Annotated in this window: 13 protein-coding genes; 8 read left to right on the plus strand and 5 right to left on the minus strand. The window is 58.7% G+C overall.

Annotated elements, in window-relative coordinates; translation table 11 throughout:
- Positions 1 to 124 precede the first annotated feature (124 nt).
- Positions 125 to 1,036, minus strand: a complete 912-nt coding sequence (locus GKN89_RS01110) for a LysR family transcriptional regulator (protein WP_154746172.1) — start codon at positions 1,034 to 1,036, stop codon at positions 125 to 127.
- Between the two features lie 103 nt (positions 1,037 to 1,139).
- Between GKN89_RS01110 and GKN89_RS01115 the strand changes: the two genes are divergently transcribed.
- Positions 1,140 to 1,706, plus strand: coding sequence for a chromate transporter (locus tag GKN89_RS01115; protein ID WP_154746173.1), 567 nt, complete (start codon positions 1,140 to 1,142; stop codon positions 1,704 to 1,706).
- A complete protein-coding gene (locus GKN89_RS01120) occupies positions 1,703 to 2,224 on the plus strand; it encodes a chromate transporter (RefSeq protein WP_019456334.1) in 522 nt (173 codons plus the stop codon). Before GKN89_RS01115 ends, GKN89_RS01120 begins: the two co-directional genes overlap by 4 nt.
- 4 nt (positions 2,225 to 2,228) lie before the next feature.
- Here GKN89_RS01120 and GKN89_RS01125 read toward each other — a convergent pair whose 3' ends face one another.
- Positions 2,229 to 2,582 (minus strand): protease inhibitor Inh/omp19 family protein, encoded by a 354-nt coding sequence (locus GKN89_RS01125; protein WP_063919422.1) that lies wholly within the window; start codon positions 2,580 to 2,582, stop codon positions 2,229 to 2,231.
- A gap of 411 nt (positions 2,583 to 2,993) precedes the next feature.
- Here GKN89_RS01125 and GKN89_RS01130 point away from each other — a divergent pair, with 411 nt between their 5' ends.
- Positions 2,994 to 4,610 (plus strand): serralysin family metalloprotease, encoded by a 1,617-nt coding sequence (locus tag GKN89_RS01130; RefSeq protein ID WP_154746174.1) that lies wholly within the window; start codon positions 2,994 to 2,996, stop codon positions 4,608 to 4,610.
- A gap of 43 nt (positions 4,611 to 4,653) precedes the next feature.
- On the opposite strand, the gene GKN89_RS01135 is transcribed toward GKN89_RS01130, so the two are convergent.
- On the minus strand, positions 4,654 to 5,301 hold the full coding sequence (locus tag GKN89_RS01135) for a dihydrofolate reductase family protein (protein ID WP_154746175.1): 648 nt from the start codon (positions 5,299 to 5,301) through the stop codon (positions 4,654 to 4,656).
- A gap of 69 nt (positions 5,302 to 5,370) precedes the next feature.
- Positions 5,371 to 6,372, minus strand: coding sequence for an alpha/beta fold hydrolase (locus GKN89_RS01140; RefSeq protein ID WP_154746176.1), 1,002 nt, complete (start codon positions 6,370 to 6,372; stop codon positions 5,371 to 5,373).
- Between the two features lie 232 nt (positions 6,373 to 6,604).
- Here GKN89_RS01140 and GKN89_RS01145 point away from each other — a divergent pair, with 232 nt between their 5' ends.
- From GKN89_RS01145 to GKN89_RS01165, 5 genes are all read left to right on the plus strand, one after another.
- The gene (locus GKN89_RS01145; RefSeq protein ID WP_063919426.1) at positions 6,605 to 7,036 is read left to right on the plus strand and encodes a DcrB-related protein; all 432 of its coding nucleotides are present in this window, start codon (positions 6,605 to 6,607) and stop codon (positions 7,034 to 7,036) included.
- Positions 7,037 to 7,067: 31 nt separating this feature from the next.
- On the plus strand, positions 7,068 to 11,315 hold the full coding sequence (locus GKN89_RS01150; protein WP_154746177.1) for an RHS repeat-associated core domain-containing protein: 4,248 nt from the start codon (positions 7,068 to 7,070) through the stop codon (positions 11,313 to 11,315).
- Positions 11,315 to 11,785 carry an Imm26 family immunity protein gene (locus tag GKN89_RS01155; RefSeq protein WP_025159735.1) on the plus strand — a complete coding sequence of 157 codons (471 nt, stop codon included), beginning with the start codon at positions 11,315 to 11,317 and terminating at the stop codon, positions 11,783 to 11,785. The genes GKN89_RS01150 and GKN89_RS01155 overlap by 1 nt, the downstream gene beginning before the upstream one ends.
- Before the next feature lie 592 nt (positions 11,786 to 12,377).
- The gene (locus tag GKN89_RS24510) at positions 12,378 to 13,133 is read left to right on the plus strand and encodes a macro domain-containing protein (protein ID WP_370520136.1); all 756 of its coding nucleotides are present in this window, start codon (positions 12,378 to 12,380) and stop codon (positions 13,131 to 13,133) included.
- Between the two features lie 163 nt (positions 13,134 to 13,296).
- Entirely contained in the window at positions 13,297 to 13,674 is a 378-nt protein-coding gene (locus GKN89_RS01165) for an imm11 family protein (protein ID WP_230328899.1), read from the plus strand.
- Positions 13,675 to 13,722: 48 nt separating this feature from the next.
- On the opposite strand, the gene GKN89_RS01170 is transcribed toward GKN89_RS01165, so the two are convergent.
- Positions 13,723 to 14,619, minus strand: a complete 897-nt coding sequence (locus tag GKN89_RS01170) for a PhzF family phenazine biosynthesis protein (protein ID WP_154746178.1) — start codon at positions 14,617 to 14,619, stop codon at positions 13,723 to 13,725.
- Positions 14,620 to 14,638 lie beyond the last annotated feature (19 nt).

The raw sequence follows: 14,638 nt of genomic DNA on the forward strand, positions 1-14,638 counted from the left end.
GAGTGCGGGTTTAATTAATTCATCGGAAGTTGAATAGTCATTAATAGGAATTAAATTTAATCGCCGATAGGTTTAAATAGATAATAAACGAACGTCATTTTTTATTGGCCGTTCGGGCTATTTGTTATGACTGCCCCACGGTCTCCAGCACCAGCTGACGAAAGCGCTCGACGATCGGCGAAGCCGGGCTGCGGCGCAGCGCCAGGTAAAGCGGGGCGCTGAGCTGCGCTTCTTCGGCGAGGGGGCGGTAGACGATGCCGTCGCCGCCCAGCCGCCGCATTGAGCCGGGCACCACTGACAGCCCCAGCCCGGCGCCGACCAGGCTGAGGGTGGCCGGCAGGCGCGGCGCTTCCTGCACGATGCGCGGGCTGAAGCCGGCTCGGTGGCAGGCGGCCAGGATGGCGTCGTACAGCCCCTGGCCGGCCGGGCGGCGATAGAGAATAAAGGCCTCGTGGGCCAGTTCGGCCAGCGGCAGCGGCTGCTGCGTCTCTTGCGCCAGCCGGTGGCCCAGCGGCAGGGCGACGATCATCGGTTCGCTGAGCACCGGTTCCACGCTCAGGCCGGGAATGCCGCTGGCCGGCGAACGCACGAAGGCGGCATCGAGGCGTTGTTCGAGCAACGCCTCCATCAGCTCGCCGCTGCCGGCCTCTTCCAGCTGGGTGGTGATGCCCGGCAAGATGTCGCGGTAGCGGCGTAGCAGATTGGGTACGAACGGGTGCAGCGCGGCGGAGCTGGTGAAACCGATGGCGATGTGGCCCTGCTCGCCACGGGCGGCGCGCTGGACCGCTTCGCTCAGGCGCTCGGCGCGCGCCAACAGGGCGCGGGCTTCCTCGAACAACACGCTGCCCGCTTCGGTGACGCGCACGCCGCGCGGCAGGCGCTGCAACAATTTCACGCCCAGTTCGTCTTCAAGCCCCTGCAACAGGCGGGTGAGCGGCGGCTGCTGGATAAACAGCCGCTCGGCGGCGCGAGTGATGTTGCCTTCTTCCACCACGGTGACGAACGCCCGCAGGCGACGCAGTTCGATCATAGCCATACCTCAAAGGTATCTTTAGTTGTTCTGGAATGCATTAGACATCATGGCACGGCGGCGCGCATGATACCAGACATCAAAACAAGCGATGTGGAACGGCAATGTCATGTCAGATATCAATACGTTAAAAACGCACCCGGCGGCAGCGCCGGGCAACGCGGAGCTGTTTTTAGGCTTTCTGTGGCTGGGGCTGATCGGCTTTGGCGGCGTGTTGCCGCTGGCACGCAGCATGTTGGTGGAGCGCCGGCGCTGGCTGAGCGGCGAACAGTTCACCGAGCTGCTCGGGCTGTGCCAGTTTCTGCCCGGCGGCAATGTGATCAACCTGTCGGTGGCGGTGGGGATGGAGTTTCGCGGGCTGCGCGGCGCGCTGTGCGCTTTGCTGGGCCTGATCAGCGCGCCGACGGCGATCGTGGTGGGACTGGGCGTGGTCTATGCCCGTTTCCAAAACGATCCCCACGTTCAACATGTGTTCGCCGGTCTGGCCGCCGCCGCCGCCGGGTTACTGCTCTCGACCGGGATTAAGATGCTGCTGCCGCTGCGCGGCAAGTGGGCGGCGCTGGCGATTGTGGCGCTGGCCTTGATCGCCATCGCCTGGCTGCGGCTGCCGCTGCTGCCGACCATGCTGGTGCTGGCGCCGCTGAGCATTTTGCTGATGTGGCGGTGGCCGTCATGAGCGGGGTGTTGATTGCGTTGGCGCTGATCTTCACCGAGCTCTCTCTGCTGGCGTTCGGCGGTGGCATGACCATTCTGCCGGAGATGCAGCGGCAGGTGGTGGAGGTGCATCAGTGGATGAGCGCCCAGGAGTTCAGCGCGCTGTTCGCCATGGCGCAGGCCGCGCCGGGGCCGAACATGATGATCGTGCCGCTGGTTGGCTGGCATGTGGCGGGTTGGGCGGGGCTGCTGGTATCTTCGGTCGCCAAATTCGGGCCGTCTTCCATCGTCACGCTGCTGGTGATGGGCGCCTGGCGGCGCTTTAAGGATCGCCCGTGGCGCCGCATCGTGCAGGCCGGGCTGGTGCCGCTCACCGTGGGGTTGGTGGCGGCCAGCGGCCTTTTGATCGCCGAGGCTTCCGCGCCCAATTGGCGGTTGGCGGCGATCGTGGCGCTGGCGACGGGATTGAGCATGAGCAAGCGCCTCCATCCGCTGTGGGTGCTGGCGGGCGGCGCGCTGCTCGGCTTGCTGTTCGCCTGAGGGATTAGCGCGGGATCAGCACAAAGCGCGAAGGGCCGTTGCGGTCGATCAGCTCATAGCGCTTCGGCGCGGTCAGGGCCAGAAACGCCACCATGCTCCCTTCGGCGTCGGTCAGCGTCATGCCGTCCGGCGTCGGCCGCCAGGCGACCGGCAGCGCGTGCAGTGCTAACGGCTGCAGGCACTGGGCGGAGGCGGTGAAGCGGAAAGCGTTGGTGTTGGCTACCGCTTCGTCGCTCAGCTGCACCTCGCAGACGGTTTTACCGTCGCCGATGGCGGCGAGCTGCCAGTCGCCCTTCAGCGCGGCGGGTTCCAACAACGGCAGTGAACTGCCCAGGGCACTGCTGCACAATACGCTCATAACGACTCCTGTCAGGCTGGCGCGGCGCAAGGCGCGCATAAGGAAATGGGTTGGCATCGGGTCACTCCTTTCGGCTGTCCGTTCACACCTTAGCACGTTCCCAGCGGGATGATGAGGCAAGGATTAGGTTTTTTAATCCTCGATAATTCTGATCTAACCGGCGATACCATGCCTATAAAGACGAGTCATTAGCCCACTGATACGCTTATCTTTCTCATTAATACCGCGCTAATACAAATCGTTATGATTATTTCCGCCTTAACGCCCGGCGCGATGATGCGCGGCGGCGTGGGCTCGCGCCGTCGGGGGTAATGACTATACTGGTCAATCCTAAGCCATGGCTTAGATTAGAACGACTGATGAATAGTCTTACAAAGCGAGTGGATTCCTACTGTGTAAAAGGAGAATGCAATGAGCAGTCGCCACAACGACATTTTGCAAGATGACGATGAGTTCACCAGCCTGTCCGCCACATCCCCCAACGATCATAACTATCAGTTTTACTATCACCGACCCGGCAGCCTCTATGATGGGTTAGGGTACGGCGCGCTGTTTACGCTGGATAACGCCAACCTGTACAGTAACCAGCGCGGCGGAGCAGCCATCAACAACCTGGGCAAAATCCGCGATAACTTCAGCTTCGATCGCGCTGCCGATCAGCTGACGCGACCGGGCCTGACGCACAACGGCGATCAGGTGTATCACCAGCCGGTGGCGCTGACCTATTCCTTTCTGACGCAGAGCGCGCTGAACCGCATCGGCCAGACCGGCGACGGTGACAAGGGGCTGCAGCCGCTGACCCTGGCGGCGCAGGCTCAGGCGCTGAAATCGATGCAGGCCTGGGCCGATGTGGCGAACGTAACCTTTACTGCGGCGGCGTCCACCGACATCAACCACCGCGCGGATATTACCTTCGCTTACTTCACCCAGCGCGCCGACGGCAGCACCGCCGCCGGCAGCGGCCCGAATGCCATCAACGCTTACGCCTATTACCCGCCGAGCTCCAAAGCGGGCAGCGATAACGCCTTCGCCGGCACGGTATGGTTCAACAAGAACTTCGCCACCCATAAGGCACCGGTTAGCGGCGACTTCAGCAGCCAGACCTTCACCCACGAGCTGGGCCATGCCCTGGGGCTGGCGCACCCGGGATCTTATGACGCGTCGCTGGGCAACCCGAGTTACCAGAACGATGCGGCTTATTATCAGGATTCGCTGCAATACTCGATCATGAGCTATTTCAACGCCGGTTATACCGGCGCCGACACCAAAGGGGTATACGGCTATGGGCCGATGGTGGATGACATCGCCGCGATCCAAAAATTGTACGGCGCCAACATGAACACCCGCACCGGCGACACGGTGTATGGCTTCAACTCCAACACCGGGCGCGATTTCCTGACCGCCACGGCGGACAACGGCAAACCGGTCAACTTCGCGGTGTGGGACGCCGGCGGCAACGACACGCTGGACTTCTCCGGCTACAGCCAGCAGCAGATGATCAACCTGAACGACGGCGCGTTTTCCAGCGTCGGCGGCGGCACGCAGAACGTCGCCATCGCACGCGGGGCGATCATCGAGAACGCCATCGGCGGCAGCGGGCGTGATGTGATCATCGGCAACGATCAGGACAATCTGCTGGCGGGCAACGCCGGTTCCGATATCCTGTACGGTGGGCTGGGGGCGGATCATCTGTGGGGCGGCAAAGACGCCAATAACTTCACTGACTATTTCGTCTATCTCAGCGCCAAAGAGTCCACGGTGGCGGCGTTCGACGTGATTGAAGACTTCGAGCACGGCATCGACAAGATCGACCTCTCCGGCCTGCGTTTCAACAATAGCCTGAGCGAGCTGCGCTTTATCGACAGCGGCAGCGCCTTCAGCGGCCAGAAAGGCGAAATCCAACTCAACTTCGACGCCCTTAACGGCACCACCGATCTGTTGATGAACACCCACAGCAACAGCTACGCCGCCGACTTCAAGATCCACGTGGTCGGGCAGGTGGAGCAGAGCGATATTCTGTTTGCCTGAGGGTGATGAAGGGGAAAGAGAAAAGGGCCGAACGGCCCTTTTTTTACGACTGGGCCACTGCGCTTTCCACCGTGAAGTCGCCGGTGGTCACCTCGCCGGCGCGGCGGTAGTGGGCCACGATCACGCCGCCGGGTGAGACCACCGATTGGGCCAGCGTAAAGGCCGTCGGCGCAGCGTTTTCATCGAACAGCCGCTTGCCTGCGCCGAGCAGCACCGGGTAGGTGAGCAGGCGCAGTTCGTCCACCAGGTCGTTGGCCAGCAGCTGTTGCATCAGGGTGCTGCTGCCCTGCACCAGCAGCACCGGCCCCTGACCGCGTTTCAGCTCGCGCAGCCGGGCGATGATGTCCCGCCCCAGCCATTGGCTGTTCTGCCACGCCAGCGTCTCGCCGTGATGAGTGGCGACGTACTTGGTGGCCTGATTGAACGTGCGGGCGATATCGGCCGAAAACGGGTCGGCCTCGTCGGTGATCTGCGGCCAGTAGCCGGCGAAAATATCGTAGGTGCGCCGCCCGAGCAGCAAGTCAAAAGGCGCCGAGAAAAGATCGCCCATCGTTTCCGCGACGGCGTCATCCCAGTAGGGGGCGGTCCAGCCGCCGAAGCGAAAGCCGCCGCTGCGGTCTTCCTCCTGCCCGCCCGGCGCCTGCATCACGCCGTCAAGGCTGACGAAGGCGCTGGCAATAATCTGTCGCATGGCTGTCTCCTGCCGTTGAGTGCCAGCTGAAAGTTTAGCCGCCGCGCGGCGGCTGCGCCAACCGGGCGCTCAGGGTTGCAGCGCCTTGAGCAGCGCCTGATGGAAACGCTCCGGCTCCTCCATCTGCGGCGCATGGCCGAGCCCGTCGAACTCGATCAGCGTGGCGTGCGGGATCAGTTTCGCCGCCTGTTTGCCTAACACGTCATAATGCCCGATCGCGGCCTTGATCGCCGGCGGGGCGATATCGCTGCCGATGGCGGTGGTGTCGGCGGTGCCGATCATCAAGGTGGTGGGCGTTTGCAGATCCTTGAACTCGTAATACACCGGCTGGGTGAAGATCATGTCGTAGATCAGCGCCGAGTTCCACGCCACCAGGCGGTGGCCCGGCCCGTTGTTCAGCCCGGCCAGCATATCCACCCAGCGATCGTACTCCGGCTTCCAGCGGCCGCCGTAATAGGTACGTTGCTCATAGTTGCGGATGCCCTCGGCGGTGGTGTTCAGCTCGCGCTCGAACCATTGATCGACGCTGCGCCACGGTACGCCTTTCGCCTTCCAGTCCTCCAGCCCGATCGGGTTGACCATCACCAGCCGTTCCACCGCCTGCGGGTACATCAGGCTGTAACGCGTGGCCAGCATGCCGCCGGTAGAGTGGCCGATGACGATGGCGTTGCTGATTTTAAGATTCTGCAGCAGCCCGTGGGTATTTTGCGCCAGCTGCTGAAAGCTGTACTGGTAATGCGCCGGCTTGGTGGAGGAACAAAAGCCGATCTGATCCGGCGCGATGACGCGATAACCGGCCTTGCTCAGCGCCTTGATGGTGTCCTGCCAGGTAGCGGCGCAGAAGTTTTTACCGTGCAGCAGCAGCGCGGTGCGGCCGTTGGCGGCGCCTTCCGGCGGCACGTCCATATAGCCCATCTTTAATGTCTGCCCCTGCGAGGCGAAGCTGAACTGCAGCAACGGATAGGGGTAGTGGAAGCCCTGCAGTTCCGGGCCGAACTTCGGCGTTTCGGCGGCGGCGGTAAACGCGGCCAGCGCGGCGCACAGCAGCGCGCTGCGGGTTAATCTCAACATCCTGATCTCCTGAAAAGGGCGATAGCCGAGTATAGCCACAATCAGGGCGTCGGCGCGCCGGTGGATTCAGATAATTCTGTAATGTGACGACTTGATTCCAGGCAAGGTTCCGGCCAGGGCCTTTTTCACAGTGAACGCGGTCACGCCGCGCAACATTGATGGCCTCTGATGGTTTTATTTCAAGGCTAAGTTATGCGATGCTTAAGCATTATTTATGCAAAAGGATCCTCGCATGTCCGCTTTATCCCGCTGCGCTTTCAGCGAAGGCAGCGTCGCTTTGCCGGAAGGTTATGCCGATCGCACCGTCAACGTACTGCTGGCCGGCGATGACGTCTCCCCCTCAATCAATATTTCCCGCGATGCGCTGCAGCCGGCGGAGAACCTGGAAAGCTACGTCACCCGCCAGCTCGATGCGCTGGCTCAGGGGCTGAAAGGCTGGGCGTTCAAAAGCCGCGAACCGGCGACGCTGGGCGATGGGCTGGCCGCCGGTGAATGGGTGCGCGCCAGCTACCTGCGCGACGGCAAACGCATCTGGCAAAACCAGGCGGTGTTCGCGCTGGCGGAGGGCCGGGTGCTGGTGTTCACCCTGGCGATGGCGCGCAAGCTGACGCCGCAAGACGACGCGCTGCTGCTGCAAGTGTTGAGCAGCTACCGGGCGGCATAACGATGAACTCTTCACGTAAAAGGACCTTACGATGACCGAAGCGGCTCGCGTCGGCGATATTATCGGGCATTCCCATGCCCTGGCCGGCATGATTGCCGGCACGATTGTCGGCGGCCTGATCGCCGCCGCAGGCGCGGTGGCAGCGGGGGCGCTGTTCGTCGCCGGCCTGGCGGCTTCCTGTATCGGCGTCGGCGTGCTGCTCATCGGCGCCAGCCTGGCGGTGGGGTATCTCACCGGGGAGGCGGCCACCGCGGCGCGCGACGGCATTGCCGATGCCGGTGCCGGTAGCCTGACCCCCAAAGGCAATATTGTCACCGGCTCCCCCAACGTTTTCATCAACGGCAAACCCGCCGCGCTCGCCACCAACAGCCAGGTAGCCTGCAGCGACGACGGCCCGAGCATGCAAATGGCGCAGGGCTCCGATAAGGTCAGCATCAACGGCCAGCCCGCCTCGCGCGTGGGGGACAAAACCAACTGCGACGCGCAGGTGATGGAAGGCTCGCCCAACGTGTTTATTGGCGGCGGCACCGTCACCACCTTGCCGATCAAGCCCGAAGTGCCGGATTGGCTGTATAAGGTTTCCGATCTGACGCTGCTGTTCGCCGGCCTGGTGGGCGGTGTGGGCGGCGCTGCCGGTAAGCTGGGGGCATTGGGCAAACTGCTGGGCAAGCTGCCCGGCATCAACAAACTGGCGCGCATCGCCTGCCGCGCCGGCACGCTGATGACCGCCACCGCTGCCGTGGGCATTATCGCCCGGCCGGTGGATATCGTGAGCGGCCAAAAATTCCTCGACGGCGAAGACGATCTCGATTTCGTGCTGCCTTCGCGGCTGCCGGTCGCCTGGCAACGCTATTGGCGCAGCGGCAACCCCGGCGACGGCGTACTGGGCCGCGGCTGGAACCTGTTCTGGGAGAGCAGCCTGCAGCCGTATCAGGACGGCCTGGTGTGGCGTGCGCCTTCCGGCGACTTCGTCGCTTTCCCGCAGGTGCCGCGCGGGCATAAAACCTACTGCGAAGCCGAAAAATGCTGGCTGATGCACAACGACGACGGCAGCTGGCAGCTGTTTGACGTCGGCGAACAGATTTTCCACTACCCGCCGCTGGCGGGCGACCAGCCGAGCCGGCTCAGTATGATCACCGACGCCATCGGCAACGCCACCTCGCTGTTCTACGACGACGAGGGGCTGCTGAGCGAACTGGTGGACAGCGCCGGGCAGCGCCTGATGTGCCGCTATGCACAGGGCCGCCTGCGCGAAGTGGCGCTGCAAACCGCCGACGGTGAACGAACGTTGGCGCGCTACGGTTACGATGAGCAGGGCCAGTTGACGACGGTGAGCAACCGCGTCGGTGAGGTGACGCGGCGCTTTGGCTGGCGCGACGGCCTAATGATCAGCCACCAGGACGCCGCCGGGCTGCTGAACGAATACCAATGGCAAGAGATCGACGGCGTGCCGCGCGTGACGGCCTACCGCAACAGCGCCGGGGAATCCCTTGAGTTCGGTTACGACTTCGCCGGCGGGCGCCGCAGCGCAGTGCGCGGCGACGGCAAACGGGCGGAGTGGCGGCTGGATGACGACGACAACGTGGCGCAGTACACCGATTTCGACCAGCGCCGCTACGGTTTTATCTACCAACGCGGCGAGCTGTGCAGCGTGCTGCTGCCCGGCGGCGCGCAGCGCCAGAGCGAATGGGATCCTTACGGCCGCCTGCTGTCGGAGACCGATCCGCTTGGCCGCGTGACGCGCTATCAATATTCGCGCAACAGCGGCCGGCTGTTCGCCGTCGCGTACCCGGACGGCAGCAGCGAAGCGCAGCACTGGGACACGCTGGGGCGCCCGACGCGCTATGTCGATGCGCTGGGCAACGCCACGCTGTACCGATATCCGGATGACGAAGAGAGCCTGCCCGCTAGTGTGATCGACGCGCTGGGCGGGGAAGTGAAGCTGGAGTGGGATGCCCGCGGCCAGCTGACGCGCTACACCGACTGTTCCGGCAGCGTAACGGCTTATACCTACGATGCGCTGGGGCAACTGACGACGCAGACCGATGCCGAAGGCCATCAGACCCATTACCGATGGGATAACGGCGGGCGCCTGCACACCCTGATCCACCCGGACGGTGGCGAAGAACGCTTTAACTGGAATGCGCACGGCCAGTTAGCCGAGCATCAGGATGCGTTGGGCAGCCTGACCCGCTGGCAGTACAACGCCCTGGGGCTGCCGGTCAGCATCACCGATCGCATCAACCGCACCCGGCGCTATCACTACAGCCCGCAGGGCTGGCTGACGCGGCTGGAGAACGGCAACGGCGGCGAATATCGCTTCAGCTATGACGCAGTCGGCCGCGTGCTGGCCGAAGAGCGCCCGGACGACACCCGCCACTATTATCGCTACGGCGCGGCCGGGCTGCTGGAGGAGCACCGGGAGGTCGGCCAGCCGGGCAGCGCAGGCGAGCTGACGCAGCGCGAACAGCGCTTCCGCTTCGACGAGGCGGGGCAGCTGGTCTGGCGCGGCAACGCCAGCGCGGAATGGCATTACCGCTTCGACGCCATGGGGCGGCTGCAAGAGCTGAACCGCCTGCCGACGGCGAGCGGCGCGGCGCTGGGCATCGAGCCGGACAGCGTGCAGATGCGCTATGACGCCGCCGGGCGACTGCTCGGCGAGCAGGGCGTGAACGGCGAGCTGCAATACCAATGGGATGCGCTGGCCAACCTGCAGGCGCTGACCCTGCCGCAGGGCGATCGCCTGCAGTGGCTGTATTACGGCTCCGGCCACGCCAGCGCCATCAAATTCAACCAGCAGGTGGTGAGCGAATTCACCCGCGATCGCCTGCACCGGGAAACCGGCCGCAGCCAGGGCGCGCTGCAGCAGCAGCGGCGTTACGACGCCATGGGCCGCCGCAGCTGGCAGAGCAGCGCCTTCGGCCACGATAAACTGACCCGGCCGGAAGACGGCGTGCTGTGGCGCGCCTATCGTTACACCGGCCGCGGCGAGCTGGCCGGGGTGAGCGACGCGCTGCGCGGCGAAGTGCATTACGGTTACGACGCCGAAGGCCGCCTGCTGCAACACCGCGAACCCAATCAGGGCAAACCGGGCGCACGGCTGGTGTACGATCTGGCGGATAACCTGCTGGGCGAGCGCAGCCCGCAGAGTGACATCGACGCGCACCTGCCACTGGCGCCGATCGCCAACAACCGCCTGACGCACTGGCAAAAACTGTTTTATCGTTACGACGCCTGGGGCAACCTGATCAGCCGGCGTAACGGCCTGTACGAACAGCACTACCGCTACGACGCCGACAACCGGCTGGTGCAGGCGCACGGCCGCGGCCCGCAGGGCGAGTTCGACGCGCAGTACCATTACGATGCGCTGGGCCGCCGCAGCCGCAAAACGGTGCGCTACAGGGGCAAAACCGAACAGACGACCCGTTTCCTTTGGCAGGGCTACCGGTTGCTGCAGGAGCAGCGCGACGACGGCAGCCGCCGCAGCTGGAGCTATGATCCGGCCAGCCCGTGGAGCCCGCTGGCGGCGCTGGAGCAGGCGGGCGACAGCAGCTCGGCGGATATTTACTGGTATCACACCGATCTGAACAGCGCGCCGCTGGAAGTGACCGACGCAGCGGGCAACCTGTGCTGGTCCGGGCAATACGACACCTTCGGCAAGCTGCAGGGCCAGACGGTAGCCGGCGCGGCGAAGCGACAGGGCGCGCAATATCAGCAGCCACTGCGCTACGCCGGGCAATATCAGGACGACGAAAGCGGCCTGCACTACAACCTGTTCCGCTACTACGAACCCGAGGTGGGGCGTTTCACCACGCAGGATCCGATAGGGTTGCGTGGTGGGTTGAACCTGTATCAGTATGCGCCGAACCCGCTGATGTGGGTGGATCCGTTTGGGTTAACGGCAATTGATGCTTCTGGTTATCATGTGTATGGCTTATATAATTTAGATGTGAATGGCATGCCAATTGGCGACCCATACTATGTTGGTATCACCAATGATTTACCTAGACGTTCAGCAGAGCATTTAGATACTGGTCGTTTAGGTGGCAATACGGGTATGATTCCTTTAGATGAAAACGTGAAGTATGGTCAAGCCCGTGGTTATGAGCAGTATTATATAGAGAAATATAAAACCCGCACTGGCGTTATAGGTGAGGAAATATCTTCGACCAATAGAGGAAATAAATACAATTCATTCGATCATGGCCGTACAGATCCTCGCGCAGCAGCATTTAAAGATGCTTATGGAAATAAGAAAAGGTTAGGGGGTAAATGTTGATGAATAAACTCGAATTTTGGGGTTGGGAAAAGAAACCAAGGACAATGCTCAGGTTTATTAAACCGGGCGATGTATTCTGCTTTAAGCTAACGGATGAAAAGTATGGTTTTGGGCGGATTATATCTAAGGTTAGCATTGGTCACTCGGCAGAAATATTTGATACGTTCTCGAAAGAGCCGAAGGTGCCAGATGATCTGTTCTCTAATCCACAAATTGGGTCACACCCAATAATTTTGGATGCATATAGTCTGTTTGATAAGAAAATCTCTGGTGAGTGGAGAATTATAGGGCATCAGGAAGGGCAGGCTAAAAAATTCGAAAACACCTATTTTGTATATGGTGCTTTAGGGAATAGAAAGAAAGTAGATATGTATGGGAATAGTGAAAATGTTTCTGATAAAGATTCAGAACGTTATCCACCATATATGCCTAGTAATGACATGCATGTGCGAAAATTGCTAGCCATTTAATTTTCAAATGATTCCGCACTAATAGGTTGTTCAATTGAGAGCCATCTAAGTATAATGGTGGCTCGAATGGGTCGATAAAATCTCTGGGGTGATATTTATAAGGAGAAATATCCAAGCGAGCAGGCTTGGTAATTTTGAAATATCCATCCGTACACATTGATAAATCATTTGATAATACGGTGTCTAACATGATTGATTTTAACGCTAGGACTGTGTCAGGTGTTTCCATGGGGAATGTCGCTCTAAATGAAAATATTTCATTATATATTAATGAGATGCACTCCAGATTTAGCGTTAAGATTAAAAGCCGCTTCCTACCTGACGGGAGTGAGCGAAATTCATATACAGTCGATAATGCCTTGACCGTCGTAACAGATAAGGACGGTGTCATTTTGTCACTTGGATGTAATTAATTTTTTCGGTTTTCTTATTTCATAGTTCAAAGGATTTCGATATTATTGAATGCTAGTGGTTAATTGAAGCTTTGAATTTTTTTATAGTGGCATTGAAAATTAGAGGGTTATTGTAAGTAACATGGTGATTGATTGTCAGAAGTAACTTATTCCATCTGTCGTGGGAGGAGGAAAGAACTGTGGAATCCAATAAGAGTTATTATAAAGGCACATGTGAACTCATTTCAGGTGAAGGGAGGATCTATACTGAGTTTAATGGCGATGTTGCAACAAGACAAATAACTATAATAAATGATTTGTATTATTCATCCTCATCCTTGGAAGATTGGCACGAAGATATAGGTTTTTTACTTTATGATGGTAAGAAAAGTGAGCTTGATCTTTCTGAGTCAAAGTTGATAACTAGTCTTGAATTTGAAAGTGAATGGGATAAGACAATCACTCCTGATGTTTTGAATGATTATGTCAGTTTTAGTTCTGGTGATGCATCTATTCCTTTGTCAAAATCAAAAGTGATCATTCATATTGTGAATAATAAGGGAGAGTGGGGAAAAGGCTTTGTTGTTCCTCTATCAAAACGCTATCCAGCAGTAACGGAAGAATATTTAAAGTGGTTCTCTGAAAAAAAGGATTTTTCTCTCGGGAATGTACAATTCATCTGTGTGAACGAAAATGAGCGGATATATGTTGCAAATATGTTGGCTCAGGATGGACTAAAGAAAAATAAAGATGATAATGCTCAGTATGTTTTATATGAAGCACTTAAAGAATGCCTAAGTCTGGTTTCTGATTATGCATCAAAGGAAAGGCTTAGTATACAATTGCCTATGATTGGTGCAGGATTGGGAGGTGGAGATTGGGATGCTATTTTTTCTCTAATCAAAGAGCGCTTAGCAAGAAAGAAAATAAAATGCAACATCGTTAAATTAGGTTGAATGGAGTGACATGAACTTCTATACTTTCAGTAGCTTTACATTTGACGATAACTTGATTTGTTTTCCCGATCCGAAATCAAGATTGTCCAGCTTTTTTATTTGGAATGAAGGTGATGGTAAGTTCCTATCCTACTCACGGTAAAAAGGGAAAGTGCCAAGCGCTTTGAGTAGCGACATTTTTAATTTGCATGACTATTTTCCTGCCAGTATCGGAATTCCAATCTTTTCAAAAAGAGCGAAGGCTGTATTTGAACTCAAGGTTTCGTCTGAAATGTTGTTCTATAAATGTGCGGTAGAAAACGTAACTGAAACGATGTTTCTGTGTAAAGTGAATAATTATTTTCCAGTTATTGATGAGGAAGCCTCGACGTTCAGAGAACTTGAAGATGGAAGCAAGCTCATTGATGTGCCTGCTTACAAGTGTGATAGGGGGTTCTTTATTGCCAGGGATAGCATCTATTGTGAAAGGATAATTGTCTCTCAGCAGTTTGTTGACCTATGCAATGAAGAGCAGCTAAACATAGGCTTTGATAGTTGCTAATTGACGTTCCCAAAAGATGCTCACCATTCTCTTTTTCCTCCCCCAAAACTAAATACCCACCGTGCCATTAATCAGGGTGCGGCAGTGCCCGCCGATCCAGGGTTCGCCGTCAATAAAGCGCACGCTCACGCGGCCATCTCGATTAAGTTGGGTGCCCTGGCGCACCTGGTAGCCCTGTGCAGTCCGGCCGCCGTCGGGGAAGCGGCTGGCCTGCAGCAAGCGCGCCAGGCAGGCGTTGGCGCTGCCGGTTACCGGATCTTCAATCAAAACGCCGCATTCCACCATAAACGCGCGCATTTCGTAATCGGCCGGCTCGGTTGCGGAGCTGGCGCCATAAACCACCACGCCATCCACATCGCAAGCCGTTTGCAGCAGTTTAATCGTGGCCTGATCCGGCGCCACCGCCAGGCAGGACTTCGCGTCCGGCAGGCGCACCATCAACCAGCGAATGCCCATCTCGGCAATCACCGGCGGGGTGCCTGCTGCAATCACTGCAGGCCGTAAAGCGGCCGTTAACCGTTCGGTTTCTTCGGCCGCCATTGGGCGGAACTCTACTTCGGGCGCGGCGAACGCCAATGTGCCTTCCGGCAGGATATTGACCGCCACCAGACCGACGCCGCATTCCTGCATCACCGTTCCAGGGCGTTTAGGCGTCAATCCGGCTTCCAGCAGGGCGTGGGCGGTGCCCAGCGTCGGGTGGCCGGCGAAGGGCAGCTCTTTTTCGGTGGTGAAAATGCGCACCTTATAATCCGCTGCCGGGTGCGTCGGTTTAAGCACAAAGGTGGTTTCCGAAAGGTTGGTCCAGCGAGCCAGTGCCAGCATCTGTGCGCTGCTCAACCCCTCGGCCTCCAGCACGACCGCCACGGGGTTGCCCTGCAGCGGCGTGCGGGTAAAAACGTCCACCTGTTGGTAGGCGCGGGGTGTCACATCATCACTTCTGAGCATTTGCCATCATCCGTTATCA

The sequence above is a fragment of the Serratia sp. YC16 genome (assembly GCF_009707615.1).
Lineage (GTDB): Bacteria > Pseudomonadota > Gammaproteobacteria > Enterobacterales > Enterobacteriaceae > Serratia > Serratia surfactantfaciens.

What these genes read in the sequence shown, in the direction of transcription:
- GKN89_RS01110 (WP_154746172.1), bottom strand. Translation starts at nt 1,036, where the DNA reads ATGGCTATGATCGAACTGCGTCGCCTGCGGGCGTTCGTCACCGTGGTG.
- GKN89_RS01115 (WP_154746173.1), top strand. Translation starts at nt 1,140, where the DNA reads ATGTCAGATATCAATACGTTAAAAACGCACCCGGCGGCAGCGCCGGGC.
- GKN89_RS01120 (WP_019456334.1), top strand. Translation starts at nt 1,703, where the DNA reads ATGAGCGGGGTGTTGATTGCGTTGGCGCTGATCTTCACCGAGCTCTCT.
- GKN89_RS01125 (WP_063919422.1), bottom strand. Translation starts at nt 2,582, where the DNA reads ATGAGCGTATTGTGCAGCAGTGCCCTGGGCAGTTCACTGCCGTTGTTG.
- GKN89_RS01130 (WP_154746174.1), top strand. Translation starts at nt 2,994, where the DNA reads ATGAGCAGTCGCCACAACGACATTTTGCAAGATGACGATGAGTTCACC.
- GKN89_RS01135 (WP_154746175.1), bottom strand. Translation starts at nt 5,301, where the DNA reads ATGCGACAGATTATTGCCAGCGCCTTCGTCAGCCTTGACGGCGTGATG.
- GKN89_RS01140 (WP_154746176.1), bottom strand. Translation starts at nt 6,372, where the DNA reads ATGTTGAGATTAACCCGCAGCGCGCTGCTGTGCGCCGCGCTGGCCGCG.
- GKN89_RS01145 (WP_063919426.1), top strand. Translation starts at nt 6,605, where the DNA reads ATGTCCGCTTTATCCCGCTGCGCTTTCAGCGAAGGCAGCGTCGCTTTG.
- GKN89_RS01150 (WP_154746177.1), top strand. Translation starts at nt 7,068, where the DNA reads ATGACCGAAGCGGCTCGCGTCGGCGATATTATCGGGCATTCCCATGCC.
- GKN89_RS01155 (WP_025159735.1), top strand. Translation starts at nt 11,315, where the DNA reads ATGAATAAACTCGAATTTTGGGGTTGGGAAAAGAAACCAAGGACAATG.
- GKN89_RS01170 (WP_154746178.1), bottom strand. Translation starts at nt 14,619, where the DNA reads ATGCTCAGAAGTGATGATGTGACACCCCGCGCCTACCAACAGGTGGAC.